Here is a 22,832-nt window from a genome sequence, read left to right as displayed (position 1 = left end):
CGTCCGTCAGGAGCCGAATCGATGCTGAAGGGTATCCAGTTCGGCGAGGTGAAGAACACCATCGCGCGGGTCTTCACGCCGAGCCAATTCGACATGTTCCTCTTCGAACAACTTGAATTCAAGCGTTCCCACCATGTCGCCGACGGGCCGTTCCTCGAGGTGGTCGGTGCTGTACTCGAGGTTTTCGACAACGAGGGCCGCGATCCGCAACTGTTCGCCGCGGTAGCCGCGGCGCGGCCACTGCGGGAAGACGTCCAGGAGATCTACCGAAAGTATGCCCAATCCCTACTGAATGAAGCGCAGCGGGCCGCCGTTGATTCGGACAAACTCGCCGTGCTAGAGTCTTACGGCCTGTCGCCGGCCGTAGAGGTCCAGCGAGCGGGACGCTCACAGTTACCGGCGGAAGTACCGGCGACCTTCGAAGGGTTCCAGAAGATTATCCGGAAGTCGTTGCCGATGCTGGAGCCACGGCTCTGGTTCGCGCAGTACCTCCGGAACGAGCAGAGGGTGTGCCAGATCGAGGTCCAACGCAAGCCGGTCGGCACCGGATTTCTCGTCAACGAAGACGTCGTGCTAACGAATTATCACGTCCTCAAGGACGCGATCGAGGCGAGGTCGTTGGGCGCCGACGTGTGCTGCCGATTCGACTTCCGAATCATGAACAACGGCGCGGAGGCGGCTGGGAACCTGGTCCCGCTGAAGGGCGACTTCGACGCGTGGCACATCGACTCGAGCCCACCATTGCCCGATGCCACGGAGGACGCCGGCGAGCCACTAGCGACGCTCGACCAGCTCGACCATGCGCTCGTGCGGCTCGACCGGCCGATCGGCTCCGAGCCTATGGCCGCCCGGGGGCCCCTCCGTGGCTGGATCGAGATGCCAGTCGCCCCGACGGGATTAGAACGGGGGGGGGCCGTGATGATCCTCCAGCACCCCAATGGACGCCCAGTGAAGCTCGCCTTCGATACCGACGCGATCCTGTCGGTCAACCCGGAAGGCACACGTGTCCGATACATGACGAATACGGACTACGGCTCATCGGGCTCGCCTTGCTTCAACCTCCAATGGGGGCTAGTCGCCCTACACCATTTCGGTGATCCGTTCTCCAAGCCGACCCGGTACAACCAGGGGATCCCTGCCGAGGCAATCCGCAAGCGGCTTGCCCGCGACCGCAAGGAGGAAGTTCTTGGCGGTGAGCCACCTATCGACTGACGATCGGAGCGTGCTTGCGCCCATCCCCTGACCAAGAGGGTGCCGGGTAGAACGTCGACAGGCATTAGGTCGTCAGAGCTGTCGTAACGGCGGCCGAGATGACGAGGCGCCGCCAGTTCCTGTTCTTACTGGACTTTGCCAATAGTGAAGCCGGTCATCCGGCCAGCCGGGTGATGCGATCGAACAGCGGCAGGATTTTCTCGCTGAGCGTGTTCGGGACGCCCAGGCGCCGATATTCTTCCCGCCACATCGCTTGCTGCAACGCTCGGCGACGGTCAGCATGCGAGGGGCGGCGGTTCGCATCATCCCACGGCCGATCCCGCCGGTCGCTGAGCTCCGAGGTGGCCTGCTTCCAGGCCCACACCTCCGTCAGCGTGTGGACCCACATTCCCAGGTGGAACGCCCCCACGTTGGCACACACCCGACGCAACTGCACCTCGCCGACCCGCTTGACCTGCTTCAAGTCCCGGTAGTTCGCCTCGATACTCCAGCGGTCATGCACCGCCTGGACGATCGACTCGACGCTGGCATCCCGGTCGGTGCTCAGGAAGGCCCGCCACGAGTCGTCCTCGCCTTGAGGATCACCACCCGGATCACCCCGCCGGCCGGTCGCCACGTCGCCAGGAACGTCTTGAAACACTCGGTCACCTCTCGGCCCGAGGCGGTGGTGCTCTTCAGCTCGGCCCAGCCTCGCTTCTGGCCGGCTCGTTTGGCCAGGCTCACGACATCCTTGCCGTAGATCGGCGGGCGGCCACGGCCCCGCTTGGTCCCCGGCGCCAGGACGGGTGGTCGGTCCGTGAGGGCGGCGTCCTTGCGGAGTCGGGCCACGACGTCGAAGCCGGCCATGAAGGCCGGCTTGAGGAACTCCCGGTTGGCATAGGCGCCATCGACGACAACCCGGGGTCGGTGATCGGACTTGGGCAGCCCCGAGGCCATGGCCGTGAGCATCTCGGCGGCCTGCCGAAACTTGGTGCGGAAGAGGATCTTGGCCAGCTCGGGGAGCTTGGGGACATCGGCTTTACGGACGTACAACCGGGCCAGCAGCGGCAGGCCGATGACGCCGACGAGGGTCTGACGCACGACTCGGCTGAGGGTCACCCAGTTGTGACCCTAGAGGAACCTCGAGCCGGCCGTCTCCGGGGTGGGGTTGTGGTGGATGCCGGCCCCCTGGACCTTGGGGCCGTACCGCCTGGTGGGCGTGTCATCCAGGGCGAAGAGCAACGGTTTCGAGTCGAGGACCTCCCGGGCGACGAGACGCAGCAGCACCAGGGCGATGGCGTCGGCCGGCCGCGCGTCTATGACACCGAGGCGAGCCGGCGCGTGCTCCGCGAGGCCGGCCGAGAGCCGACGCCGACGGCCGACGGCACGCCACCTGGAGCCTCTCGAGCCTGCGAGGCGACCTGCGATCGGCCCCCGACGGCCTGCCGGAGGTCGCGACCTCGACGATCTGGTGTTTGCTCCGCAAGGCCGGCGTCAGCCATCAACGCAGCCGCACCTGGTGCCCGACCGGCACGGTCCTGCGAGTCCGTAAGGCCGGCCCGGTGCTGGTCACCGACCCGGACACCGCACCGAAAAAAAGTTGATCGAGGACGCCTATCAGATCGGCGAGGCGATGGGCCTGTCGGTCTGGTGCACCGACCAGGCCTGGCCATTCCAGGCGGTGCCCCAGCCCGGCCAGTCGTGGCGGCCTGAAGGTCGGCCGGCACGCCGGCCGCACGACTATTTCCGCAACGGGACCGCAAAGGTCTTGACGCTGTTCCAACCGGCCGACGGCCGGGCGCGTGTCAAGGGCGTGACGGCGTGCCCCAACGCGGTGCTGCACGCCTGGCTGAAGCGAGAACTGACGGCGGTGCTCGCTGAGATGCCACCGGCGCCCGCCCCGGCGACCCAGGCGGCGGCCGATCCGTCGATCGGGGACGCCTGGCGACGCTGGCTGGAGGGGCTCACGATCGCGACGCCCCCGTCGCCGGACTTGCCGCCGCTGCGGATGCTGCTGGTTCTGGACAACCTGGCCGGCCACAAGACGCCGGAGCTGGTTTGCTGGCTGTTCGCCCAAGGGATCATGGCGCTGTACACGCCGCTGGGCGGGTCGTGGCTGAACATGGCCGAGAGCCTGCGGCGGATCCTCAAGCGGAGGGCGCTGGAGGGCCAGGAGCCGGGCACGCCGGCCCAGATCATCGGCTGGTTCGAGGCGGTCGCCGAGCACTGGAATCGGTCCCCGACGCCGTTCGTCTGGGGCGGGAAGAGGGCCGCCCGCCGGCAGTGTCGGAGGGAGGGTCGTCACCGCCTGGGCGGATCGGGGGCCTGCGCCGCCACGACGATCAAACGACCCGGGTAGGTTATGGCCACGCCCAACCGGAATGACCCGCTAGGACTACCACCCTGCAAGGCATCCCAGGCCACACCGCCGATCGCCGGCCAGTTAGCGTAGTTACTTTTGGAGAATGTACTTGGGGATAGAGCCATCGAGTGGAGTCGAACCACCAACCCCCGCTTTACGAAAGCGGTGCTCTGCCGATTGAGCTACGATGGCAAGGCTGTTGGAAGAATTTAATGGTTGACTCCCGCGGAGTCAAGATGTCCGCGGGGACGCTTCAGTCAGGCGGGGCCACGGGCGAGCGCGGTCTCGTAGACTTGCAGGTAGCGGTCGATGTTGCGGTCCATGCCGAAGAGGTCGCGGGCGACGGGGCCGGCGGCGGCGGCAAGGCTCGCGGCCAGGGCGGGGTGGGACAGGACGTCGATGATGCCTTCGGCCAGCCCATCGGGCGAGACGGGGGTCAGGCGGCCGGCGCCGGTCTTGCCCAGGATCGTCGTGTAGTCGCCGAAGTCGGTGGCCACGATGGGACGGCCTGCGGCGAGGTAGACGGCGATCTTGCTCTGGACCGAGAAGTTCTCGCGGCAGGCCAGGCGCGGGTGCACCAGCACGTCCGCCCTGCGGCTGAGGGCCACGACCTGCTCGGGGGTTTGGCCCGTCAGGATGATGAGTCGATCGCCGAACTCGCCGAGCTTGGCCTTGTAGGCCTCACCGACCTCGGGGGGGCCGCCGACGAGGACGCAACGGGCGTTGGGCCTGGCCCGGAAGACGGCGGGCAGGGCGTCGACCAGGATGGGGACCCCCTGGTTGGGGTGGACGATGCTGCCGATGTACATGACCACCTGGTGCTCGGGCCCGATGCCGGGGATGGCGGCGGGCTCGCCCGGGCGGTCGTACTCGGCCAGGTCGATGCCTGGGTAGATCACCGAGACGCGGTCGGCGGGCACCTTCTTCTCACGGATCACCACGTCACGCACCGGCTCGCCGAGCGCGATGATGGCGGCGGCGTGGCGGCAGGCCAGGCGCTCGATCATCTGGGTCAGCCGGAACCCGGGCCCCCGGCCAAGCCGGTCACGCTCGACCTCGTCGCCCAGCAGCGAGTGGATCTCGTAGACCATCGGCCAATTCCCGCGTCGGCAGGGGAAATAGGCGCGGGTGGCGCCGCCGTAGTGCTGGGCGTGGACCAGATCGAACTGGAACTCGCGGCGGATCGCGCGCAAGCCCTTGCCCCACCGGGATGGGTGCAGGGTGAAGGAGGGGATCCCCTCGAACTCGGTGCGGACGGTGGGTCCGAACGGGGGCCGGGCCTTCAGGTGGGCCAGGACGACCGGGACGCCCCGTTCCGTGAGGGCCCTGACGATCTTGATCGGCAGCATGGCGGTGCCGTCGTAGTCGCCTGGAATCGGGAAGGAGGTCACCATCAGGATGCGCATCGAGGGGGCCTCGTCCGTGGGCGTGCAATCGGGGGTCCACAGCATAGTGGGGGCATCTCGGCCCGAAAACCCCAGTTGACCGACGGTTGGGCCGCCCCAGCCTTGAGGATTTCTGGCGGATTGGCCCAAGCCCGAAGCGTCCCGGGCCGATGAAGAAAGGGCGACAAGCGTTTGGGTAAGCTCTGAGGGTGCGGTCGACCGGAGAAGGAGCGTCCGATGGCGCCGGAGATGGAGCTGAGGCTGGCCTGGTGGTTTGACATGGCGGGGCGTCGCGGCACCCGAGATGTCCTGCTGACGATCGCGCTGGCGTCGAGTCGGCCGGGCGACCCCTGGGCCGAGCTCTGCTGGCGTCTGCTGGTGTCGTCGAGGCCCGACCACTGGCTGGCCGAGTGCCCGAGCCTGGCCTGGGCCCTGGGATCGCCGAAGATCCTGACCCGGATGGCTCACCTACGCCAATCGTTCCCGCCCGCCCGGATCGAGCACATGCTGATGAAGGCCGAGGCGTTGGCCGGGCCCTGGCGAGGTCGCCGGCCGGAGATTTCTCTTCTGCTGGCCGACCTGCTCACGGCACGTCCGCAGGTGACGATCCGGCCGAAGCCACGCCCGAAGATGGAGAAGACGCGGCGTCCGGCTGAGCCGGACAGGCGGATCGGTCGGCAGCCGCTCACGATGCGGCGGGCGACCATGGCGCAGCGGGCGCCGACCGAGGTGTTCTGACTCAACTCAGGCCTGCGCGGGGCCACGGGCGAGGCGCCTGGTCAATTCGGCCGAGACGGCGGCGGTGAACGAGCTGGTCGACTCGGAGCCGCCGAGGTCCTTGGTGCGGACGCCCTCGCCCATCAGGGCGAGCAGGACGTCGTTCAGGGTGGTGCCCAGGGTGGTCTCGCCGAGCTGGGAGAGGAGCATCGAGAGGGCGAGGAAGATGGCCGTGGGATTGGCCAGGTTCTTGCCGGCGATGTCGGGCGCGGTGCCGTGGGCGGCGTCGAACATGGCCACGCGGACGACGCCGGCGGAGTCGAAAGCGAGGTTGGCGCTGGCGCCGATGCCGAGGCTGCCGATCAGGCCACCGGCCATGTCGGAGAGGAAGTCGCCGTACTCGTTGGGAACGAGGACGATCTGGAACTTCTCGGGCGTCATGATGATTTTGGCCAGCAGGGCGTCGAACAGCTCCGCGTTGTGCGGGACCTCGGGGAATTGGCGGGCGACCTCGCGGGCCACTTCTTCGAACAGGCCGTCGGTGGCCTTCTGGATGGTGTACTTCGACGAACTGGTGACGCGCTTGCCGGTGCGCCGGGCCAGGTTGAAGGCGTAACGCGCGGCCTCGCGGGTCGGCTTGCGCTCGACGATCCGCAGGCTGACGGCGCCGTCGTCGCCGATCATCCGGCCGGGGTCGTCGTAGGTCCCGCCCGTGGCGATCCGGACGATGTCCAGGTCCAGGGTCCGCTTGAAGTTGCTGGGGACTCCCGGGATGGTGGCCACCGGCCGGTGGATCACCGACAGGTCGAGCCGACGCCTGAGGATGGCGTTGGGGCTCTCTTCCGCGGTGATGGTGGGATACTTCAACGCGACCTTGCTGGCAATAACCGACGCCACCGCTTCGTCGTAAATCGCTTTGCCGCGAGCCCTTCGGTTCTCGAGCGTCAGGTCGACGCGGTGGAACTCGAGGCGGATCGGGAGGGAGTCGGCCAGGGTATGCACGGCGTCGGAAAGTTCCGCGCCGATGCCGTCGCCCATCAGCTCGGTCACGGAATACGAGGGGAGCATCGTTGGGGCGAGCCTCGGTGTTCTTGGGCCCGCCGCGGCCGGCGGACGGCTGATTGTAAGGGCGGCCCGTCCGGGGCGTCAAACCGGTTCACGGATTGGACGTCGGGCGACTGGCGTCGGCCCGGTGCGGGGGTATAATGGAGGGTAATCGAGACGGTCCGCGCCCCGCGCCGGCTGAATCCTCGCGTCGGCCCCGGGTGGGCTCGCTAGCCTGGCGCCCGGCCGTCCTCAACCCAGCAAGGCAGGAGAGTTCCGATGTCCACCGCGGGAAAAGTCCTGGCCGTGCTGGTCACGCTGGCGTCGATCGTCCTGGTTATCCTGGGCTCGGCCGTCACGCAGCTGAACAAGAACGGCGGCGAGGCGATCCTGAAGCTCAACACCCAGCTTGAGAAGATGGACGCCGACCTGCTGGCCGCCCGCAAGAGCCTGGCCGATCTCAAGATCCAGCTGACGCTCGAGCAGGTGGGCAAAGGGCAAGACCTGACAGTGATCCGGTCGCGGCTCGCCGACGTCGAGGAGTTTCGTGCCGGTGTCTTCGAGGCCAATGCCCGCGTCGCCTCGCAGCTGGCCGTGGCCGGCGAGTCTGTCAAGGCCGCCACGGAGCACCTGGAGCGCAAGAGGCAGGATAAGGCCGATCTGGAGAAAGCCAAGGCCGACAGCCAGGCGGCCGTCGAGAAGCTGATCGGCGAGGAGAAGGCGCTCAGGGACGACCGCGACCGCCTTCTGGGCGAGCTGAAGGACCTGATCGCCGGCAACCGCCAGCTCCAGGAGAAGATCGACGCCAAGGCCGCCCCCGCGCAGCCGGCCTCGACGACCGCCACTCCCCCGCGTTCCGCCTCGCGCTCGGCCGCCCTCCTGGGCCTCTGAGTCGGGCCCCCGCGGCGACGTCTCGAATCTGAAACAACCGGGGCCTGCCTGCGAACGCGGGCGGGCCTCGCGTCGTTGACGGGGGCATTGGCCGCGGCTATCGTGGCTGTTTCGTGCGCAATTTGCCCGGCCCGCAGCGATGGGGAGAGCGGCATGCACCAAAGTCAGGGGCAGGGCTCGCATCGGTCCGAGTTCGAGGCCGGCGGCGGTGAGCCCAGGCCTGGGGAATGGGTCGGCATCGCGGCCAACGCGAAGTCGGGCCGGGGTGGCGGTCGCGGAGGGGTCGGCAGGCTGGTCGCAGAGCTGGGCGCCTACGGGCTGGGCGCACGTGTGGTCTGGACCCCAGAGGATCGCGCCGAGCTGGTGCGGCAAGCGGCCCAGGATCCGGCCTGCCGTTGCCTGGTCGCCGCGGGCGGGGACGGGACCGTCGGCGCCCTGGTCAACGAAGAGCCGAGCGTGCCGATCACCGTTCTGCCTCGCGGCACCGAGAACCTGTTCGCCCGCTACTTCAAGCTGGGACGGGACCCCGCGCACCTGGCCGCGACGATCGCGCGAGGTTCCCGCAGGCGGATCGACCTGGGGTGCGCCCGCGAGCGCCGGTTCACCCTGATGGCGGGGATCGGGCTCGATGCCGATGTGGTGACACGACACCACCTGGCCCGGGTCGGCCGCGCCGGAGTGATGCGCCCGACCAGCCGGACGGCCTACGTCGAGCCGGTGCTGCGGGCCTCGCTCAGCTACAGATTCCCCACATTGAAGGTGCGGGTGGAAGACCTCGGGCGCGAGGAAGATCTGGAAGGGTCGACGGCGTTCCTGTTCAATCTTCCGAGCTACGCGCTGGGGCTCCCGTTCGCACCGACGGCGCGGGCCGACGACGGATTGCTCGACTTGCTCGTCTTCCGCCGGGCGGGGGCCTTGCAGGCGTTGCGCTACCTCTGGATGGTCGTCTGCGGCATCCACCTGGACAGCGACGACGTGGAGCACAGGCGGGTCGGCCGGGTGAGCCTGGCGGCCGACGAGCCGGTGCCGATGCAGCTCGACGGCGATCCCTGCGGGCACGTCTCACGCGTCTCCGACGGTAACCCGCTGCGAATCGAGGCTCTGCCGGGCGTCATTGACGTGCTGGTCCCCTCGGCGTTCGGGCTGAGCCCGGGCGAGGCGGCCTTCGCCGGCCACTCGTCGCACCCCGCCTGAATCGGGCCGCCGCGACCTCGGCTCGCCCCGCCTTAGAGCTTGGGTTAGGATGGGGCTAGGTCGGTCGGCCCGGAGGCCGGAACCCGACGGGCGACGCAAGGAGGCGGCAGATGTCCCAGAATCCCCCAAATCCGGTGGCCGTCGGGCCGGTCTCGATCGGTCGTGGCCTTCCCCTCGCCTTGATCGCCGGCCCCTGCGTGATGGAGCCCGGCGATATGACCCGGCGGATCGCGGGCCAGCTCGTCGAGATCACGGGCAGGCTGGGCATCCCGCTCATCTTCAAGGCGTCGTTCGACAAGGCCAACCGCACCTCCAAGTCGAGCTTCCGCGGCCCCGGGATGGACGAGGGCCTGAAGCTGTTCGATCGGATCAAGGCCGAGACCGGCCTGCCTGTGACGACCGACGTGCACGAGTGCCACCAGGCGGGGCCGATTTCCAGGGTCGTCGACCTGCTCCAGATCCCGGCCTTCCTGGCTCGCCAGACCGACCTGCTTGAGGCGGCCGCGGCGACCGGCCGGCCCGTGAACGTCAAGAAGGGGCAGTTCATGGCCCCCTGGGACATGGCCCACGTCGTCAACAAGCTGACCGAGGCGGGGGCCGTCGGCACGATCTTGACGGAGCGCGGGACCACCTTCGGCTATGGCCGGCTGGTCAACGACATGCGGGCGATCCCTCAGATGCAGGAGACCGGGGCGCCGGTGGTCTTCGACGCCACGCACTCGGTGCAGCTCCCTTCGGCCGGGAAGGGGGTCTCCTCGGGCGAGCGGGAGATGGTCCCGTTCGTGTCGCGTGCGGCGGTTGCGGCCGGCTGCGACGCCCTGTTCCTGGAAGTGCACCCGAAGCCCGAGGAGGCGCTCTCCGACGGCCCGAACGCGCTCCGGCTGGACGATCTGGAGCCCTTGCTCCGGCTCTGCCTGCGACTGCGTGCCGCCCTGGCCGATCTGCCTTGACGGAGTGAGTCCGGGGGACTGACGAACCTTGGGGCATGGGGTATCGTAGAGGGAGTGTCGCCTCGCGCGCCGCGCGTGGATGGGACCGAGGCCGCCGCCGGCCCGCTCGAGTCGACTTCGCCCGTCTCCTCCCCTCCGAGTATGCCCCAGGAGTTTGGAACCTTGAACCGCCGATTGACTGGCCGGCTCGCCGCCGGGAGCTGCGCGGCCTGGGCGGCCCTCGTCTGCCTCTCCATGGTCGGATGCGACTATTCGGTCCCCGAAGACCAGAGGCCCATCGTCTCGACCCGGCTGACCCGCGAGCCCGACCGGCTTGTTGGCAAGGGTGGCGGGGCCGGGAGGACGGTCAAGCCGGCCGATGCCGCGACCAGCCTCGAGGAACGGCAGAAGCAGGACACGATCCTGGAGAGCGTGCTCAACCTCATCGCCACGGCCAGCATCAAGCCCGGCGGCGATAATTTCGCCATCGCCGCGGAGCTGCTCAACGAATATTTCGCGCGGGGCTCGTCGGGCCTGGACTACTCGATGGCGGCGCCGGCCCGGCAGTTCCTGGCCCGGACCCTGCCCGAGAAGTTCGTCAAAGAGGCATTGGAAGGGAAGGCCTTCACGATCCGCGACGCGCGGCACCTCGAAGACTGCATGATGTACCACAAGATCGCCACGCGGGTGGGGGGCGTCGGCGACGACCTGACCCGGGTCCGGCGGATCTTCGACTGGGTGATCACGCAGGTCATGCTGGCCCCGGCCGGCTCGCTGGCCCCTCCAGGCCTGCCCCAGGCCCAGGCCAGGCCTTATGACGTGCTGATGCGCGGGATGGCCACCGAGGGTGACGGATTCTGGTCCGAGCGGGCCTGGCTGTTCATGGTGCTCTGCCGTCAGCTTGGCGTGGACGTCGGCCTGCTGAGCTACACCCCGCGCGGGATGAGCGAGGCCGAGTCCATTCCCTGGGCCTGCGGTGCGGTCATCGGCGACAAGGTCTATCTGTTCGACCAGCGCCGCGGGCTGGAAGTCCCCGGCCCCGACGGCAAGGGAGTCGCCACCCTGGAAGATGCCCTCGCCGACTCGTCGATTCTGGAAGCCCTCAGCCTCCCCGGCCAGTCCCCCAACGAGGCGACTCGCTCGGAGCTGCTCGCCAGCCCGACGAAGATTGGCGTGCTCATCGATTCCAGCCGGATCGGCCTGGCCCCGCGGATGAAGCTGCTGCAGCAGCGGCTGACCGGCAAGGACCGGACGATCCTGTACCGCGACCCCGCCGAGCAGCAGGCCAACTTCGCCCGTGCGATGGGGCCTCGGCTGGGTGAGGTCAACCTCTGGCAGATGCCCCTGACGGTCGAGGAACGCCTCTTCACCGACCCCAGCTTTAACCGGTCGACGGCCGAGGCGATGCGGCTGCTCGACCCGCGACTGCCTCTGCTTTACGCCCGCCATGCGCAGCTGCGAGGCGACCTGGACAAGGCGAAACTGAAGTACGTCGAATTCCGCAAGGCCGTGGGCCTGACCGAGACGGACGGTAAGACCCCGGTCTCGCCCGACGTGCAGCAGGCCCTGGACGTGTACGCGACCTACTTCCTGGCCCTCTGCCACCTGGAAATGAAGAACACGTCGGACGCCAAATTCTTCTTCCTGGACACGCTGAAGTCAGTGCCGGAACCCGGCCCCAGGCGTCCTTATTACCTGCTCTTCCGCCGTGGCGCGGCGGCCAACCTCGGGCGTCTCTACGAGGCCGAGGGGGACGGCCGGCTCGCCGCCAAGTACTATGGCTCGCCCGACTCGACCCCGCAGGGGATCGGCAACCTGATCCGGGCCCGCGACCTGGCCTGGGCCGATCCGACCGGCGAGGTGCCCGACCGGCTCCCACGCGGCGCAGGCCCGGTCGAGGTTCCCGCGGGCATCGCCGCACCTTCGGCCGCCGGGGGCCCCGCGCAAAGTCGGCCCATCCTGCCCACCATCGGCCAGGCACCGGCCGGCCTGGGCGGTCAGTCTCCATCGGCCTCGTCGATCCTCCAGCAGGCCCCTTCGATCGCCCCGGCGGGTGGCAATCCCTGAGGCCCAAGGGTCATCGCCGGCCGGGGCTTGCGCCGCCCGGCCGGCGTGATAGACTGGGGCCAATCCGTTCAAGCGAGATCGGCGTCGACCAGACGAAGCGGCCCACTCGGGCCTTGAGGGGGCGAGATGCGCAGTGGTGACCCCGGTCGCGCCGGCCCCGAGTCGACCATCGCCGGCCGCGGCCCGTCGGACATCGGCCGGGGGACGCCCCGCAATGGCCCCGGCATGGGGGTGGGCATGGGCCGAGACGGTGACGAGTCACCGGCCGGCCAGCCAGCCGCCCCGGCCCCCGCGCGGCTGATCGAGACGGTGGTCAGCCCGTTCCATTGCCTCTATCAAGATGCGCTGCATTTCCACACCCAGAGCCAGCTCTGCCTGGCACGGTCGGAGGCCGACTCCAGCCGTCACGCGCGGGCCTCGCTGCTGCTCTACCTGGCCGCCGCCGAGGCCCTGCTGCACCAGGCCGCCGTGGAGCTTGCCCGGCCCGACTTGGCCCGTCTGATCGACGACCCGTCCAGGCCGATGCCGCTGGCATCGGCCTGGAGGCTGCTGCCGGCCCTGGCGCAGGGGACCACCGCAGGCGACGACCCCGACGCCCCCCCGTGGCCGCAGTTCGCCGAACTGCTCGCCGTGCGCGACGCCTGGGCCTACCCGGGCCCCGCCGCCGACCGCCGGGCCTATTACCGCGAACGGGCCGACGGCTCGTCGTTCGACCCGCTCCAGTCGCACCAGGTCCCGCCGGGCCTCTCCATCGCGGCCGACCAGCTCACCTATCCCCGGACGGGCCTGCCCCGCGATCCCTATGCCCTGCGTCCCAGGCACCTGGACACGGCGCGCGGCGTGCTCGACGCGGCTATCGAGACCCTCAACCGCCGGCTTGGCGGGGCGCTCACGGCCGCCAACCGCCACCGCCGCGAGCCGACGGTCATCCTCAAGCCCAAGGGCTGAGCCGCCCGGGTTCGTTGATCCTCAATGGCCCCCCTTCTTCGACGGGGCCGCGTGCCTGGCTTTGTCGAAGTCGAACATCAGCGGACCGGGGCTGGCGACGATCAGGGGGAGGGTGTCGCCGGCCCTGGCCTGGCTGTCGACCAGCAGGGCGGTCATTCGGGCGAGGTCGTCGGCGTGCGAGGGATCGGCGGACAGGTCTTGCAGCTCGCTCGGGTCGGCCTGGAGGTCGAAGAGCTGGGACTTGTTGACCTGCGTGTAGGCGATCAACTTCCAGCGGTCGTCGCGCACGGCACGCTGGACCTTGGCGAAGGCGGTGAAGATCGAGTTCCGGCGGGTGGGCTCGCGCCCTTCCAGGACCGGGACCAGACTCAGGCCCTCGCTGCCTTCGGGGCCGGAAACGCCTGCAAGCTCGCCGAGGGTCGGGAACAGGTCGTAGAGATAAGTCAGAGCGTCGATCCGCTTGCCTTGCGGGATGCCGGGGCCGGCGAGGATCACCGGCGAGTGCATCGAGTGGTCGTAGAGGCTCTGCTTGCCCATCAGGCCGTGGCTGCCGATGGCCAGGCCGTGGTCGCTGGCGTAGACGATCAGGGTGTTTTCAAGCTGTCCGCTGGCCTTCAATGCGCCGAGGATCCGGCCGACCTGGGCGTCGACGAACTCGATCGAGGCGTAGTAGTCGGCCAGGTGATGCTGGATGAGTTCGGGAGTGCGCGGCCAGGGGGCGAGTCTTTCGTCGCGGCCGGCCATGTCGCCGTTGTCGAAGGGGTGCACGGGAAGGTAGTTGGCCGGCAGCGGGAGCGTGGCCTCGTCGTAGCGGTCGCGGTACGCCAGCGGCGCGACCCTCGGGTCGTGCGGGAAGTTGAAGGCGACATAGCAGACGAACGGGACCTTGCCGTCCTGCGCCGCCAGGAACTCGGAGGCAGCGTCGGCGAAGACCTTCACCGAGTGCTCGCCGGTGAACCGCTTGTTGACGAGCGTATGCTCGGGCGAGATGTCCTGGACTGGCAGGTGGTAGGGGTCTCCCATGCCGCCCAGGAAGAGGGCCTTGCCGGCCTGGAATGACTTGAGCAGCGAGGGGGCCTGGTTGTGCCACTTGCCGGTGGCGAACGTGGAATAGCCCGCCTTGCCGAACGCCTGGGGCCAGGTCGCTTGCCCATCCAGGTCTTCCTTGACGTGAAACAGACCCCGGCCGCTCATGAGCATGGCCCTGGACGGGGCGCAGACGGCCCCGTGCGGCGAGCCCATGCAGTAGGCCCGGTTCAGGCTGGTGCCACGGGCCACCAGGGCGTCGACGTTGGGCGTGCGGATGTGCGCATTGCCCAGGGCCGCGACGGTGTCGGCCCGCTGATCGTCGGAGAAGAGGAACAGGACGTTGGGACGGGCCTTCTCCGGGACCGATTCGCCGGCCCGCGAGGTTGCCGCTCCCGCAACGAGAGCCAAGGCCAGGACGAGGAGGCGACGCGAATGGGGCGTCCCGCGTTTCGGGTCGTGGTTCATGCTGGGATTTCCGGCAAAGCCCTGGTCTCGTCTCGTCGGCCTAGTTTGTCGTGCAAGCCCGCGCATGACAACGGCCGTCCCCACGCCCGCTGATCGGTGCGTGGGGCCGGCCGTCGCGGTCGAGTCTGCCCATGCGGGGATCGGGTGGGGCTCAGAAGCTGCCTTCGGCGAGGATCTCGCCGCCGTTGCGCGAGCCCAGGGCCCACCAGGTCGGCTCGGCGATGGCGTCCCCGAGGAATCTGACGCTGCCGTCGCCGAAGAGGATGTTCGTCCCGCCCGGGTGTGCGCTGTTGGCCCCGTTGAACAGCGAGTGGCCGACGTCGGAGTCGCTGCACGAGTTCCAGGAGTGGGCCTTCAGGCCGGGAACGGAGACGGTGTTGAAGAGGGTGTACCCCGGCGAGCCCTTGGCCCAGAGTTGCCCGCGCCCCGCCTTGGGCCTGGCGCTTCGGGTCTTGAAGGCGGCGTCGCATGCCTTCAGGCCGCCGTGGATGGCCGCGGGGCTCAGCCGGGCGCTGACCGTCTGGGCGTCGGCCGAGATCCCCCCGACTTCGGTGAGGCTGATGGCCGGGACGTAGGCTTCGAGCGGCGGACCCGTGACCGCCTCGCAGAAGACGACGGTGTTCGAGATCCCGTCGGTGGCGTCCGACAGCCTGCACGACGTGGAGAGGGCGAACAGGCCGTCGCTCTCCTCGGGTTCGTTTCTCGCGGTGCTGCCCATGCTGGCGTGGTAATTATTCCGGTTCGACCGGACCGAGTTGGGGTCGGACGGGCAGAGATAGCCGGAGACCTCGGCCTCGACGGCCGTGCTGTTGATCCGAAAGGCGGGGTCGGTGGTGACGGCGGAGTCTTCCACGCCCCAGTCGAAGTTGATGGCATTATAGAGCGCCTGGTGCTCCATCTCGCCGAGGATCTGGCCGTGCACGCTCCACGAGTTGCGGGAGCCGGGCGAGCCGGTGCCCGGGTTCCTGGTGGGCGACGAGCCCATGGGCAGCGACTGCTGGGTCAGCTGATATCTGTGGAGCGCCAGCCCGATCTGCTTCAGGTTGTTGACGCACTCAAGACGCCTGGCGGCCTCGCGGGCACTCTGCACGGCGGGCAAGAGCATGGCCACCAGCACGCCGCTGATCGCGAGAACCACGACCATCTCGATCAGCGTGAAGCCGGTGCGGCCGCGAGCAGGCTGCGGGATAAAGACCATCGGGGGAGAAATCCTAGGCGGGTCGCCTGGCGGGAGTTCGGGGCGGGAGTGACGAGGTCGTCCCTCAGTTTGAAGGCTCGTCTGAGGCGTATTGTCGTGGAGACGCCGCTCATGGTCAACATGAATTGAACGCCACGCGGTTTGTGGATCCCCGGCCGACACGAGCCGGGGCCGGAGACGAGCCTCCGACTCGTTGGCCAATCGGCCCGGAATTTCGGGCCAATTCGACTTGCATGATGACATGCCGTGCGATGGGTCTGTATTCTTTAACGGGCGTGCCGCGTGCGGGATGCGGCGCCCTGGCTGGACAATGCGAGCAAGCGGAGGCCGGCGATGGCGAGGCGAAATGAGTCGGGTCGGGGTCGGATGGCAACGCGTCGGAGGCCGTCGTGCGAGCCGCTGGAGGGCCGGGTCGTGCCGACCACACTCACCGTCCCGCGCGGATTGCTGACGATCACGGGGACGAACGGTCCCGACGTGGTGCGGGTGGAGGCGGGCGAGAATCGCGGCGAGCTGCTCGTCAGCGGCACGTTCAACGGCCAGCCGTTCGAGGTGACCGTCCTGAAGGCCAAGCAGGTGGTCTTCCGGGCCGGCGGCGGAGACGACTCGTACGAGAGTGACGTCTCCTGGATCGCGTCGACCGTCTACGGCGGCGCCGGCGATGACTTCATCTCGTCCGGCGGCGGGTCGGATCGCCTGTATGGCGAGGATGGCAACGACACGGTCCTGGGCAATGGCGGCAACGACTATTTGTACGGCGGCAACGGCGACGACTGGCTCGACGGCGGGACGGGTAAGGACAACCTCGACGGCGGTAACGGCAACGACAAGCTGCAGGGGAACAACTCCGACGGCCAGGCCGACGTCCTGATCGGCGGGCAGGGGGCCGACACCTTCTTCGGCGAGTTCTACACCACCGGATTCTCGACCAGGCGAAACCGCGATCAGCCCCGCGACCTCAATACATTCCAACGCGACGTGATCGTCAGTTATGGCTGATGCCTGAGCCGGGCCTCTGCGCAAACTGGTCAACTTGACGACCACGGCCCGTGTATTCGGAGTAGGCTTGTGCTAGAGTACTCCGATTGAAATCGGCCGAGGCCCCCCGGTTCGGACCCCGCGAGATTAAGCCGCGATGCTGCATCCCTGGCACGACGTGACACCGGGCGAGAACCTGCCGCTCGAGTTCAATGCCCTGGTCGAGATCCCGATGGGCTCCAGCGTCAAGTATGAGCTGGACAAGCCGACCGGGCTGCTCAGGGTGGACCGCATCCTGTACTCGGCCGTGTATTACCCGGCCAATTACGGATTCATCCCCCAGACCTACGCCGAAGACGATGACCCGTTGGACGTCCTGGTGCTCTGCCAGGAACCCGTCATGCCCATGACGCTGGTGACGGCCCGGGCCATCGGACTGATGACGATGGTCGACACCGGCAAGCGGGATCACAAGATCCTGGCCGTGGCCGTGGGCGACCCCGAATTCAACAGCTTCAGGAACGCCAGCGAACTGCCCGCGCACCGCCTGGCGATGCTCAGGCGGTTCTTCCTGGACTACAAGTACCTGGAAGGTAAGTCGGTCGAGGTCGACGAGATCCAGCAGGCCGACACCGCCCTGCCGATCATCGAAGAATCCCTCCAGCGCTACAGCATGCACCGCCGCAAGGGGTTCCATTGATATGAAGGCGCTGGTCATCGGCGGTTCGGGGCAGATCGGCGGCTGGCTGCTGAACTCCCTGGCCGCGCGGGGCCACGAGGCCCGCGGCACGTACGCAACCGTGCCGACCGCCGGCATGGACCGGCTCGACGCGGCCGAGCTGGACGCCGCGTCGGCCTACGTGCGCAGCCAGCGGCCCGACGTCGTCTTCTATCCGGCCGGGTTCACCTGGGTCGACGGCTGCGAGCGCGACCCCGAGCGGGCTCGCGCGGCGAACCTCGACCAGCCCCTGAACCTGGCCAGGGCCGTCGCCGACATCGGCGGTCGGTTCGTCGGGTTCTCGACCGATTACGTCTTTGATGGCGTGGCAGGCCCTTACGACGAGCAGAGCCCCACCAACCCGCTCTCGGTTTATGGTCAGGCCAAACTGGATGCCGAGGCCGCGCTTGCCGAGGCCCTGGGCGATCGCCAGTTAACGGTGCGGACCTCCTGGGTCTTCGGCCCCGAGCGTCAGGGGAAGAACTTTTCCTATCAGCTCGTGCGGGCGCTGCGGGCCGGCAAGACGCTCCCGTGTCCCTCGGACCAGGTGAGCAGCCCAAGCTACGCCCCCGACGTGGCGGCCGCCGTGGTGGGGCTCGCCGAATCGGGCGAATCGGGCCTGATCCATGTCGTCGGCCCCGAGGTCATGGGCCGGGTCGAATTCGCCCGGTCCATCGCGGTTGCGTTCGGCCTGGATGAGTCGGCCATCGAGGGGAAGACCACCGCCGAATTGGGGCAGGGGGCCCCCCGGCCGCTGAGTGGCGGCCTGCGGACCCCACGGCTCGACGCCTGGAAGACTGGTGCGATGAGGCCCCTGGGCGAGTGCCTGGCCGATTTCAGGGCTCGTCTCGCTGCCGGCGAGGGGTGGGCCGATCCGTCGCTGGATTGACGCTTCCTCCATTGATTTCAGCGGTTCCGTCGACCTGCCCGGCCCCCGGAAAGCTCGGGTTGCTCGCAGGGCCCGGTCGGCTACCATGTCGCCCCGGCGAGGATTTCGCCTGCGGGATGGCGCGACCGGTCCGGATGGGGACGCGGAGGCGCGAGACGCTCGACATGGAGGTCAACCTATGACGATCTACGACGCGGCGATGGCGGGCGCGATTCTGCTGGGCCTGGGCTGGGGAGCCTGGCGTGGCATCACCTGGCAGCTTGCCAGCCTCGCCTCTTTGTTCCTGGGCTATGGGGCCTCGCACACGCTCTCCAGCCAGCTCGCGCCGAGCTTCCCGGGCGAGCCTCTGGTGGCCCGCGGCCTGGCGATGATCACCATCTACCTGGTGACCTCCTGCGGGATCTTCCTGCTCGCCTGGATCGTCCGGACGACCTTGGCCCGGTTGAAGTTCGAAGCGTTCGACCGTCATCTGGGCATGGTCCTGGGCGGCATGGAGGGGGCGATGCTCGGCGTGATCGTCACGCTGTTCGTCGTCAGCATCGCACCGGAGACCCGCGAGCCGATCTTCCACAGCTACTCGGGTCGTCTGGTCGGGGCCCTGATGGATAACCTCGGCCCGGCCCTGCCCCCGGAGGCCAGGTCGATCCTCGGGCCGTTCTGGAAGGGCGAGGATGGAGTGCCCTCCAACGCCCCGATCAAGCAATTGGCCCAGGCTGAACCCGCCGCGATCCCGGCCACGAGACCGGCCCGGTCCTGGAACCCGTTCCGCGACAAGGACGTGAAGCCGGCCTCCGACGAGTTGATCGACGAGACCCGCAAGGCGATCGGCGACGCCAAGGATGCCGCGACCGGACAGCTCCTCGACGCGACCAAGAAGGCGTTCGGCGACGCGAAGGACAGCGTGGCCGACGAGTTGATCGGCGCGACCAAGAAGTCCATCGGCGAGGGGCGGGGCGGCGCGGTGGGTCGCGCCGGCCGTGCCTTTGCCGGCCAGATGATCGACGCCCTGAGGGGCTCGGAAAAGGAAGAGGCCGATGGCGGAACCGGAAACGCTAAGCGTCGGTGAAGAAGGCGCCGTGGTCGAGATCAACCTGACGCAGGTCTTGAAGCTCGCCGGCTGGGTGATGTCGGGTGGCGAAGCCAAGACGCTGATCGCCGACGGTCAGGTGAAGGTCAATGGCGAGGTCGAGACGCGCAAGCGGAAGCAGCTGTCGCGCGGCGACCTCGTCGAGATGATCGGCGGTCCCAGCGTGAAGCTCGTGTAGGGGCCCATGTCAACGCTGAGATCCGTCCGACGGCCCTGCGGGCCCTCCCAGTGAGGCCTGCGGGGCCTTCGTCCGTTCGAAGGGGGCGCCCCGACGCCGCGGGAGCCGGGCCGAATATTCGGGCGGGCGAGTGCGTCAGCCTGATGCTCATGGGTTCGGTCAGATCGATGTTGTCCAGACCCGGAGAAGGCTCGGCGATCGGCCGGGGCCGGGAGGGAGCCATTCCATGCGCCGCGGCCTCGCGAGATTCGGATTTTTGATGGGGGTGATGGTCACCTTCGCGGCCGGGCAGGGCCGGGTCTGTCCGGCGGCCGAGGTGCCGAGGCGGATGGTGCTGGTCGAGCTTTATACGTCGCAGGGATGCGATATGTGCCCGGAGGCGGAGAAGGTGCTGGGGGCGCTGGCCGCCCGAGACCCCCGTGTGGTGCCGATCGCGTTCCATGTGGACTACTTCAATGACCCCTGGAAGGACGTCTTCTCGGACCCGCTCTACAGCCAGAGGCAGATGACCTACAACCAGATTTACACCAAGCCGAAGCCGGCCGAATATGGCCTCTATTACACCCCGATGATGATGGTCGACGGCGTCCAGACGGTGAATGGTCGGGACCCCGCCGCGGCGGCGGCGGCGATTCGTGAGGCGCTTGCTCGTAAGCCGGGCGTTGGGATCGAGGTCAAGCTGGAGATCCCCCCGGGCGGTGCGACAGGGGCGGCTTCGGTCAGGGTGACGAGCCGTTCGGATCGGGCGGAGAAGGTGCCGTTGCTGGTCTGTGCCGTCTTGCGCGAGGACGGGGTGGTCACCGACGTGCCCAGCGGTGAGAACGCGGGCAAGTCGCTGGCGGCGCGGTTCCCGGCCCGCCAGACGAAGTACTCGTTCGTGGAACTGGCGGGCAAGTCGCCGAAGGTCGAGGCGTTCACGTTCGAGGTTTCACCGGGATGGGATCGCCGGAATCTCAGGCTGGCCGTGTTCGTCCAGGACAAGCGGACGGGCGCCGTGCTGCAGGCGGCCGACATTCCCTGGCAATCGACGAAGAATGGGGCTGGGCCGGCGATTGCGCCGGCGGCGGCCGATTCGACGCCCGTCCCGCCCCGGCCGGGCTCCTGAGGCGGTTCAGACGGCCGCGTTGACGGGATTCTTGTACTCGATGAGGGTGCTGGCCCTGCCCTGAATCCGGTGGCTCCAGTACATCCAGAAGCCGACACCCATGGGGAGGATGGCCATCACCACCCCGGTCGAGTGGATCAGCGCGAGCCTCGGGGGCCTCCCGGCCTTGATCTCCCGGATCGTGGCGATGGCGATCTTGAGGGGGAAGAGCATCGCCAGGAGGAGGCTCAGAGGCCAGGCCGGCCAGGCGAGGATGAGGACGAGGAGGGTGTTGATGATCCCGTACAGGACGATCTGGCGGGTGGTGTGGAGGTCGTGCCGGTAGCCGTACATCGCGGCCGACTCGGCGTAGGCGTGGCCGGCGCGGACGAGCCGCTTCCACCACTGGCCTAGCTGGGTCAGGGCGGCGTCGTGCAGGGTCATCTCGGCATCGATGCGGAGGATCTTGCCGCCGGCCGCCTTGCGGAGCCGGATGCACATCTCCGGGTCTTCGCCGGCGATCATGCCGGGGTTGTAGCCGCCGATCTGCCTGAAGGTGTCGGCCCGGACGAGGACGTCTCCGCCGCAGGCATCGGCCTCGCCGACCGGGGTGTCCCACTCCATGTCGATGAGGCGGTTGTAGACGGACTGGTCGGGGAACCGCTCGCGGCGCCGGCCGCAGACGGCGACGACGTCGGGCCTGGAATCGAGCTCGGCCCGGGCGCGGTCGAGCCAGCCGGGGGCCACCTCGCAGTCGCCGTCGATGAACTGGACGTATCGGTGTGTGTCGGATTGTTCCAGGCGAGCGAAGCCCTCGTTGCGGGCCCTTGCGGCGGTGAACGGGATCGAGAGGTCGAGCTCGACGACGTCGACGCCGAGGCCCCTGGCCATGGCGACACTGCCGTCGGTCGAGCCCGAGTCGACGTAGACGATCGGGCTGCCGGGGGCCTGCTCCGCAAGCGAGACGAGGCAGCGCCTGAGGCGCTCCCCCTCGTTGCGACCGATCGCCACTACTCCGAGATCGCTCATGAAACCAGGTCCCTCACTTGGCCCGCCGGGGGGCCTTCGGCCCGCTCGTCCCGTAGCAGAACCTATCCTTCAACCCCAGGATGGGCCGCTCGACGGCGTGCCACGAGGCCGCGGCGATGGCCAGGCTGATGGCGACCTTGATCGCGCCGCCCCAGAGCGTCCCGTCGGCCCTCGGCCACCAGCGGTCGACGGCCCAGTAAACGATATAATGATACAGATAAATACCATAGCTCATCTGACCAAGAGACACCAGCCAGCGGGCCCGCAGCGGCGCCAGGACGGGCCGGCCGGCATGCACCAGGACCAGACCGACGAGCCCTGCGTAAAGGAGGCTGAAGGCGAAGATGATCGGGCCCGGCTCGGAGGGGGTCGGCAGCCCGATGAAGCCGACTCCGCCGTAACGCCAGGCGCCATGGACCAGATAGGTCAACGAGCCGGCCGCCGCCAGGCCGAAGACCAGGCGGCCGAGCGGGGCCATGTCATCCGTCCCACGGCCGCGGGCCGGCCAGAGTGAGAGCAGGCCGCCGAGCGCGAACCCGTCGCACCGGGCGTAAAGCAGCCGCTCCGACGATGCGCTATTGAAGAAGAAGAGGTAGCCGCCCGATCTCGCGGCAACCGCCATGGCCATGGCCATGAAGCAGAGCGTTGCGAGGTGGCGACGGCCCGCGACCAGGACCAGGGCCGGCCAGATGAGGTAGAACTGCTCCTCGATGGCCAGGGTCCAGGTGTGGTCGAACGCGTGCGTGAACGATGGGGCGGGCCATGGCCTGAGCAGCCAGAGGTTCTGTGTGTAGGTAACGTACCAGGGGAGGGCGGCCATGGGCTCGGGGGGCGAGAGGAACGGGTTGATCGCCACGAGGGCCAAGAGCGCCAGGTAATAGATGGGCCAGATTCGCAACGAGCGACGGGCGTAGAACCGGGCGAGGAAGCCGCGGGAATCGCCGTACTCCAGGATATTGCGGGTGATGAGGTAGCCGGAGAGAACGAAGAACAGGTCGACGCCCGACCAGCCGGGATAGAACCGCATCGGGTCGAGGTGGAAGAGGAGGATGGCTGCCGCCGCGATGGCCCGGATCGAGTCGAATTCGGGGACGCGCCGCATGCTCGATGGACCCCCGTCGCAGGCTGCACCAAGAGCCCGAGACGTCGGCCCGAGGCCGCTGGAATTCGGGCGAGGACTGATGGTACTCATGTCTGCCCCCACCTGGCCACTGCCGCGAGGCCGGCGCTCACTTTCGCGAGGAAAGCAATCAGCTCTCCACTGAAGGGGGGGCGGTCCTGCCGAGGACGCCGGTTGTCCCATTGGGGCCAGGTTGGACTGAGGATTTGGGAAGGATGCCGTGTGTGCGGTATCCGAAGTAGATAGCGATCGATGGTGGCGGCCGAGCAGCGGGGCCGTCGCGGACGTCGGGACGACGTCCGGCCATCGAGTCGCTCTCCCCGGAGGGG

Annotated in this window: 24 protein-coding genes and 1 tRNA gene; 15 read left to right on the top strand and 10 right to left on the bottom strand. The window is 68.4% G+C overall.

Features of this window, described 5'->3' with window-relative positions; translation table 11 throughout:
* Window positions 1–21: 21 nt before the first annotated feature.
* Window positions 22–1,212, top strand: a complete 1,191-nt coding sequence (locus EP7_RS26630; protein WP_463525288.1) for a trypsin-like peptidase domain-containing protein — start codon at window positions 22–24, stop codon at window positions 1,210–1,212.
* 154 nt (window positions 1,213–1,366) lie between these two features.
* On the opposite strand, the gene EP7_RS26625 is transcribed toward EP7_RS26630, so the two are convergent.
* Genes EP7_RS26625 through EP7_RS26615 form a run of 3 tightly spaced genes read right to left on the bottom strand, consistent with a single transcriptional unit; the run spans window position 1,367 to window position 2,478 of the window.
* Window positions 1,367–1,714 (bottom strand): hypothetical protein, encoded by a 348-nt coding sequence (locus EP7_RS26625; protein ID WP_463525287.1) that lies wholly within the window; start codon window positions 1,712–1,714, stop codon window positions 1,367–1,369.
* A gap of 41 nt (window positions 1,715–1,755) precedes the next feature.
* The gene (locus EP7_RS26620; RefSeq protein ID WP_463525286.1) at window positions 1,756–2,310 is read right to left on the bottom strand and encodes a transposase; all 555 of its coding nucleotides are present in this window, start codon (window positions 2,308–2,310) and stop codon (window positions 1,756–1,758) included.
* A gap of 12 nt (window positions 2,311–2,322) precedes the next feature.
* The gene (locus EP7_RS26615) at window positions 2,323–2,478 is read right to left on the bottom strand and encodes a hypothetical protein (protein ID WP_463525285.1); all 156 of its coding nucleotides are present in this window, start codon (window positions 2,476–2,478) and stop codon (window positions 2,323–2,325) included.
* A gap of 188 nt (window positions 2,479–2,666) precedes the next feature.
* Between EP7_RS26615 and EP7_RS26610 the strand changes: the two genes are divergently transcribed.
* Window positions 2,667–2,795, top strand: a complete 129-nt coding sequence (locus EP7_RS26610; RefSeq protein ID WP_463525284.1) for a hypothetical protein — start codon at window positions 2,667–2,669, stop codon at window positions 2,793–2,795.
* Window positions 2,792–3,550 (top strand): transposase, encoded by a 759-nt coding sequence (locus EP7_RS26605; RefSeq protein WP_463525283.1) that lies wholly within the window; start codon window positions 2,792–2,794, stop codon window positions 3,548–3,550. The genes EP7_RS26610 and EP7_RS26605 overlap by 4 nt, the downstream gene beginning before the upstream one ends.
* A 122-nt stretch (window positions 3,551–3,672) precedes the next feature.
* On the opposite strand, the gene EP7_RS26600 is transcribed toward EP7_RS26605, so the two are convergent.
* Window positions 3,673–3,745 (bottom strand) — tRNA-Thr (locus tag EP7_RS26600).
* A gap of 65 nt (window positions 3,746–3,810) precedes the next feature.
* Window positions 3,811–4,959 (bottom strand): glycosyltransferase family 4 protein, encoded by a 1,149-nt coding sequence (locus EP7_RS26595; RefSeq protein WP_463525282.1) that lies wholly within the window; start codon window positions 4,957–4,959, stop codon window positions 3,811–3,813.
* A gap of 216 nt (window positions 4,960–5,175) precedes the next feature.
* Here EP7_RS26595 and EP7_RS26590 point away from each other — a divergent pair, with 216 nt between their 5' ends.
* The gene (locus EP7_RS26590) at window positions 5,176–5,676 is read left to right on the top strand and encodes a hypothetical protein (protein WP_463525281.1); all 501 of its coding nucleotides are present in this window, start codon (window positions 5,176–5,178) and stop codon (window positions 5,674–5,676) included.
* 6 nt (window positions 5,677–5,682) lie between these two features.
* On the opposite strand, the gene EP7_RS26585 is transcribed toward EP7_RS26590, so the two are convergent.
* Window positions 5,683–6,723 (bottom strand): isocitrate/isopropylmalate family dehydrogenase, encoded by a 1,041-nt coding sequence (locus tag EP7_RS26585; protein ID WP_463525280.1) that lies wholly within the window; start codon window positions 6,721–6,723, stop codon window positions 5,683–5,685.
* A gap of 255 nt (window positions 6,724–6,978) precedes the next feature.
* On the opposite strand from EP7_RS26585, the gene EP7_RS26580 reads away from it, so the two are divergent.
* From EP7_RS26580 to EP7_RS26560, 5 genes are all read left to right on the top strand, one after another.
* Window positions 6,979–7,590, top strand: coding sequence for a hypothetical protein (locus tag EP7_RS26580; RefSeq protein WP_463525279.1), 612 nt, complete (start codon window positions 6,979–6,981; stop codon window positions 7,588–7,590).
* A 153-nt stretch (window positions 7,591–7,743) separates the two neighbouring features.
* Entirely contained in the window at window positions 7,744–8,784 is a 1,041-nt protein-coding gene (locus EP7_RS26575; protein WP_463525278.1) for a diacylglycerol/lipid kinase family protein, read from the top strand.
* A gap of 110 nt (window positions 8,785–8,894) precedes the next feature.
* The gene (kdsA, locus tag EP7_RS26570; RefSeq protein ID WP_463525277.1) at window positions 8,895–9,734 is read left to right on the top strand and encodes a 3-deoxy-8-phosphooctulonate synthase; all 840 of its coding nucleotides are present in this window, start codon (window positions 8,895–8,897) and stop codon (window positions 9,732–9,734) included.
* Between the two features lie 162 nt (window positions 9,735–9,896).
* Entirely contained in the window at window positions 9,897–11,780 is a 1,884-nt protein-coding gene (locus EP7_RS26565) for a hypothetical protein (protein ID WP_463525276.1), read from the top strand.
* 126 nt (window positions 11,781–11,906) lie between these two features.
* Entirely contained in the window at window positions 11,907–12,728 is an 822-nt protein-coding gene (locus EP7_RS26560; RefSeq protein WP_463525275.1) for a hypothetical protein, read from the top strand.
* A 21-nt stretch (window positions 12,729–12,749) separates the two neighbouring features.
* On the opposite strand, the gene EP7_RS26555 is transcribed toward EP7_RS26560, so the two are convergent.
* Window positions 12,750–14,222 carry a sulfatase-like hydrolase/transferase gene (locus EP7_RS26555; RefSeq protein WP_463525274.1) on the bottom strand — a complete coding sequence of 491 codons (1,473 nt, stop codon included), beginning with the start codon at window positions 14,220–14,222 and terminating at the stop codon, window positions 12,750–12,752.
* Between the two features lie 151 nt (window positions 14,223–14,373).
* Complete coding sequence (locus EP7_RS26550; RefSeq protein WP_463525273.1) at window positions 14,374–15,420, bottom strand: DUF1559 family PulG-like putative transporter; 1,047 nt, start codon at window positions 15,418–15,420, stop codon at window positions 14,374–14,376.
* Window positions 15,421–15,834: 414 nt separating this feature from the next.
* Here EP7_RS26550 and EP7_RS26545 point away from each other — a divergent pair, with 414 nt between their 5' ends.
* From EP7_RS26545 to EP7_RS26520, 6 genes are all read left to right on the top strand, one after another.
* Window positions 15,835–16,419: a calcium-binding protein gene (locus tag EP7_RS26545; RefSeq protein WP_463525272.1), complete on the top strand. Its 585-nt coding sequence runs from the start codon at window positions 15,835–15,837 to the stop codon at window positions 16,417–16,419.
* Window positions 16,420–16,555: 136 nt separating this feature from the next.
* Complete coding sequence (locus tag EP7_RS26540; protein WP_463525271.1) at window positions 16,556–17,098, top strand: inorganic diphosphatase; 543 nt, start codon at window positions 16,556–16,558, stop codon at window positions 17,096–17,098.
* A 1-nt stretch (window position 17,099) separates the two neighbouring features.
* Window positions 17,100–18,005: an SDR family oxidoreductase gene (locus tag EP7_RS26535; RefSeq protein ID WP_463525270.1), complete on the top strand. Its 906-nt coding sequence runs from the start codon at window positions 17,100–17,102 to the stop codon at window positions 18,003–18,005.
* Window positions 18,006–18,183: 178 nt separating this feature from the next.
* A complete protein-coding gene (locus tag EP7_RS26530) occupies window positions 18,184–19,071 on the top strand; it encodes a CvpA family protein (RefSeq protein WP_463525269.1) in 888 nt (295 codons plus the stop codon).
* Complete coding sequence (locus EP7_RS26525; RefSeq protein WP_463525267.1) at window positions 19,040–19,270, top strand: RNA-binding S4 domain-containing protein; 231 nt, start codon at window positions 19,040–19,042, stop codon at window positions 19,268–19,270. The genes EP7_RS26530 and EP7_RS26525 overlap by 32 nt, the downstream gene beginning before the upstream one ends.
* A gap of 226 nt (window positions 19,271–19,496) precedes the next feature.
* Complete coding sequence (locus tag EP7_RS26520; protein WP_463525266.1) at window positions 19,497–20,375, top strand: DUF1223 domain-containing protein; 879 nt, start codon at window positions 19,497–19,499, stop codon at window positions 20,373–20,375.
* Between the two features lie 6 nt (window positions 20,376–20,381).
* On the opposite strand, the gene EP7_RS26515 is transcribed toward EP7_RS26520, so the two are convergent.
* Complete coding sequence (locus EP7_RS26515) at window positions 20,382–21,383, bottom strand: glycosyltransferase family 2 protein (RefSeq protein ID WP_463525265.1); 1,002 nt, start codon at window positions 21,381–21,383, stop codon at window positions 20,382–20,384.
* A 13-nt stretch (window positions 21,384–21,396) separates the two neighbouring features.
* On the bottom strand, window positions 21,397–22,485 hold the full coding sequence (locus EP7_RS26510) for an acyltransferase family protein (protein WP_463525264.1): 1,089 nt from the start codon (window positions 22,483–22,485) through the stop codon (window positions 21,397–21,399).
* Window positions 22,486–22,832 lie beyond the last annotated feature (347 nt).

The organism is Isosphaeraceae bacterium EP7, from assembly GCA_038400315.1.
GTDB lineage: Bacteria > Planctomycetota > Planctomycetia > Isosphaerales > Isosphaeraceae > EP7.
The sequence above is the reverse complement of the archived record's forward strand: the minus strand, read 5'-3'. Positions and strand labels throughout refer to the sequence as shown.

Bases quoted from the DNA above. Each gene is read 5' to 3' on its own strand.
- EP7_RS26630 (WP_463525288.1), top strand. From the start codon at position 22: ATGCTGAAGGGTATCCAGTTCGGCGAGGTGAAGAACACCATCGCGCGG.
- EP7_RS26595 (WP_463525282.1), bottom strand. From the start codon at position 4,959: ATGCGCATCCTGATGGTGACCTCCTTCCCGATTCCAGGCGACTACGAC.
- EP7_RS26590 (WP_463525281.1), top strand. From the start codon at position 5,176: ATGGCGCCGGAGATGGAGCTGAGGCTGGCCTGGTGGTTTGACATGGCG.
- EP7_RS26585 (WP_463525280.1), bottom strand. From the start codon at position 6,723: ATGCTCCCCTCGTATTCCGTGACCGAGCTGATGGGCGACGGCATCGGC.
- EP7_RS26580 (WP_463525279.1), top strand. From the start codon at position 6,979: ATGTCCACCGCGGGAAAAGTCCTGGCCGTGCTGGTCACGCTGGCGTCG.
- EP7_RS26575 (WP_463525278.1), top strand. From the start codon at position 7,744: ATGCACCAAAGTCAGGGGCAGGGCTCGCATCGGTCCGAGTTCGAGGCC.
- kdsA (WP_463525277.1), top strand. From the start codon at position 8,895: ATGTCCCAGAATCCCCCAAATCCGGTGGCCGTCGGGCCGGTCTCGATC.
- EP7_RS26560 (WP_463525275.1), top strand. From the start codon at position 11,907: ATGCGCAGTGGTGACCCCGGTCGCGCCGGCCCCGAGTCGACCATCGCC.
- EP7_RS26555 (WP_463525274.1), bottom strand. From the start codon at position 14,222: ATGAACCACGACCCGAAACGCGGGACGCCCCATTCGCGTCGCCTCCTC.
- EP7_RS26550 (WP_463525273.1), bottom strand. From the start codon at position 15,420: ATGGTCTTTATCCCGCAGCCTGCTCGCGGCCGCACCGGCTTCACGCTG.
- EP7_RS26540 (WP_463525271.1), top strand. From the start codon at position 16,556: ATGCTGCATCCCTGGCACGACGTGACACCGGGCGAGAACCTGCCGCTC.
- EP7_RS26535 (WP_463525270.1), top strand. From the start codon at position 17,100: ATGAAGGCGCTGGTCATCGGCGGTTCGGGGCAGATCGGCGGCTGGCTG.
- EP7_RS26530 (WP_463525269.1), top strand. From the start codon at position 18,184: ATGACGATCTACGACGCGGCGATGGCGGGCGCGATTCTGCTGGGCCTG.
- EP7_RS26525 (WP_463525267.1), top strand. From the start codon at position 19,040: ATGGCGGAACCGGAAACGCTAAGCGTCGGTGAAGAAGGCGCCGTGGTC.
- EP7_RS26520 (WP_463525266.1), top strand. From the start codon at position 19,497: ATGCGCCGCGGCCTCGCGAGATTCGGATTTTTGATGGGGGTGATGGTC.
- EP7_RS26515 (WP_463525265.1), bottom strand. From the start codon at position 21,383: ATGAGCGATCTCGGAGTAGTGGCGATCGGTCGCAACGAGGGGGAGCGC.
- EP7_RS26510 (WP_463525264.1), bottom strand. From the start codon at position 22,485: ATGCGGCGCGTCCCCGAATTCGACTCGATCCGGGCCATCGCGGCGGCA.